The following is a 2,156-nucleotide window of genomic DNA, read 5'->3' as shown; positions in this document are numbered from 1 at the left end:
CGCGGAGGGGGGTGGCGGTGCGGGGGCGGCGTCGGGCCCGGGCGCTGCCGGGGCCGTGCCCGTCGGCGCCGCCGTGCCCACCGCGGCCGCGGCCAGAGCCACGGCCGCCGCCCACCGTCGCATGCCGGTGAAGCTTCCCCGCGCGACACCCCCGTCCCCGCGACGCGCCGTCACACCACCCGGACGGACGCGCGGGACCCCCCGCCCGGATCAGCACGGGAACCCTCCGTGCCAGAGTGTTCGTATGACTACTGCACCACTGCGCGTGGCCCTGGTCGGATTCGGTCTGGCCGGATCCGTGTTCCACGCGCCGATGATCGCCGCCGCCGAGGGCCTGGTCCTGGACACCGTGGTCACCTCCAACCCCGAGCGGGCCGCCCAGGCCCGTGCCGAGTACCCCGACGTGCGGATCGCCGCCTCGGCCGACGAGCTGTGGCCTCGCGCCGACGAGCTGGACCTGGTGGTCGTGGCCTCCCCGAACAGGACGCACGTCCCGCTGGCGACCGAGGCCCTGCGCCGCGGCCTGCACGTGGTCGTGGACAAGCCGGTCGCCGGCACCGCCGCCGAGGCCCGTGACCTGGCCGCGCTGGCGAAGGAGCGGGGGCTGCTGCTCTCCGTGTTCCAGAACCGCCGCTGGGACGGCGACTTCCTCACCCTGCGCAAGCTGGTCGAGGACGGCGCGCTCGGCGAGGTCCAGCGGTTCGAGTCCCGCTTCGAGCGCTGGCGTCCGCAGCCGAAGGGCGGCTGGCGCGAGTCGGCGGACCCGGCGGAGCTCGGCGGCCTCCTGTACGACCTGGGCAGCCACGTCGTCGACCAGGCGCTGCACCTCTTCGGCCCGGCCGAGTACGTCTACGCCGAGGTCGACACCCGCCGCCCGGGCGCGCTGATCGACGACGACGTGTTCATCGCCGTGACCCACGCGGGCGGCGTCCGCTCCCACCTGTACGCCTCGGCGACCACCGCGCAGCTCGGCCCCCGCTTCCGGGTGCTCGGCTCCACCGCGGGCTACGTGAAGTACGGCCTGGACCCGCAGGAGAACGCCCTGCGCGAGGGTCTGCGCCCGGCCTCCGAGGGCGAGCGCTGGGGGTACGAGCCGGAGGGCATGTGGGGCGCGATCGGTTCCGGCGAGTCGCCGCTCACCGGCGGCGGGAAGCCGGTGCCGACCCTGCCGGGCGACTACCCGTCGTACTACCGGGCGGTGGCCGCCGCGCTGACGGGCGCCGGGGAGAACCCGGTGACCGCGCTGGAGGCGGCGGACGCCCTGGCGGTGCTGGAGGCGGCCGCCCGGTCCGCCCGTGACGGCGGGACGGTGAAGCCGGCATGACCAGGATGACTCCCGAACTCTCCCCGACGGTCGAGGAACTCGAGGCGCAGGAACGCCGCCTGGTGTTCCCCCGGTTCTCCAACGAGGACGCCTGGGAGCTGGGCTCCCTGCTGGTGGCCCTGGCCCGTGAGCGGCAGGCGCCCGTCGCGATCGACATCCACCGGGCGGGCCAGCAGCTGTTCCACGCGGCGCTGGAGGGCTCGGCGCCGGAGAACGACGCGTGGATCGACCGCAAGCGGCGGGTGGTGATGCGCTACGGGAACGCCTCCTTCCTGGTGGGCACCCGGTTCCGGGCGAAGGGCCGCAGCTTCGAGGAGGCGTCCCGCCTCGACCCGGACGTCTACGCGGCGCACGGCGGCTCGTTCCCGGTCCGGGTGGACGGCTCCGGGGTGATCGGCGCGGTCACCGTCTCGGGCCTCCCGCAGGCCGAGGACCACGCACTGGTCGTCGAGGCGCTGGAGCGCTTCCTGGGCCTCGTCGTCGACTGACGGCCCCGGGGCGACCCGGACGCGGGAGCGGGCGCCGCTCAGCTGGGCCGCGGCGACGCCGGACCGCTCGGCGCCACCGGGCAGACCGGCGCCTGCCCCCGCGTCTCCCCGCGCACGTCCCCCAGCGTCACGGCGGCGGTCAGCACCATCCCCGCCGCCGCGGCGGCGGCCGCGGTGACCACGGCCGACCACCTGCGCCACCGCAGTTCCGCCACCACGGCGTCGGCTCCCGCCCCGCCGGGCGGGGCGTCCGGCGCGCCGCCCGCGCCGACACCGCCGGGCACCTGTCCCCCGGCACCGGCCCCGCTCCGCGCGCCGACGCCGTGGGCGGCCGTCGCCGTGCC

2 protein-coding genes and 1 pseudogene are annotated in these 2,156 nt (G+C 76.8%); 2 read left to right on the top strand and 1 reads right to left on the bottom strand.

Features of this window, described 5'->3' with window-relative positions; all coding sequences use genetic code 11:
- Positions 1-244 precede the first annotated feature (244 nt).
- Together A2U95_RS22940 and A2U95_RS22935 are read left to right on the top strand one after the other, a co-directional pair.
- Complete coding sequence (locus tag A2U95_RS22940; RefSeq protein ID WP_166026277.1) at positions 245-1,324, top strand: Gfo/Idh/MocA family protein; 1,080 nt, start codon at positions 245-247, stop codon at positions 1,322-1,324.
- Positions 1,321-1,812 carry a heme-degrading domain-containing protein gene (locus A2U95_RS22935; RefSeq protein ID WP_166026275.1) on the top strand — a complete coding sequence of 164 codons (492 nt, stop codon included), beginning with the start codon at positions 1,321-1,323 and terminating at the stop codon, positions 1,810-1,812. The genes A2U95_RS22940 and A2U95_RS22935 overlap by 4 nt, the downstream gene beginning before the upstream one ends.
- Before the next feature lie 38 nt (positions 1,813-1,850).
- On the opposite strand, the pseudogene A2U95_RS22930 reads toward A2U95_RS22935, so the two are convergent.
- Positions 1,851-2,156 (bottom strand): annotated as a pseudogene (locus tag A2U95_RS22930) (hypothetical protein); the annotation flags it as partial.

It is taken from the genome of Streptomyces chilikensis (assembly GCF_001642695.1).
GTDB classification, from domain to species: domain Bacteria; phylum Actinomycetota; class Actinomycetes; order Streptomycetales; family Streptomycetaceae; genus Streptomyces; species Streptomyces chilikensis.
Note: the sequence above shows the minus strand (reverse complement) of the source record. Positions and strands in the feature narration are given on the sequence as shown.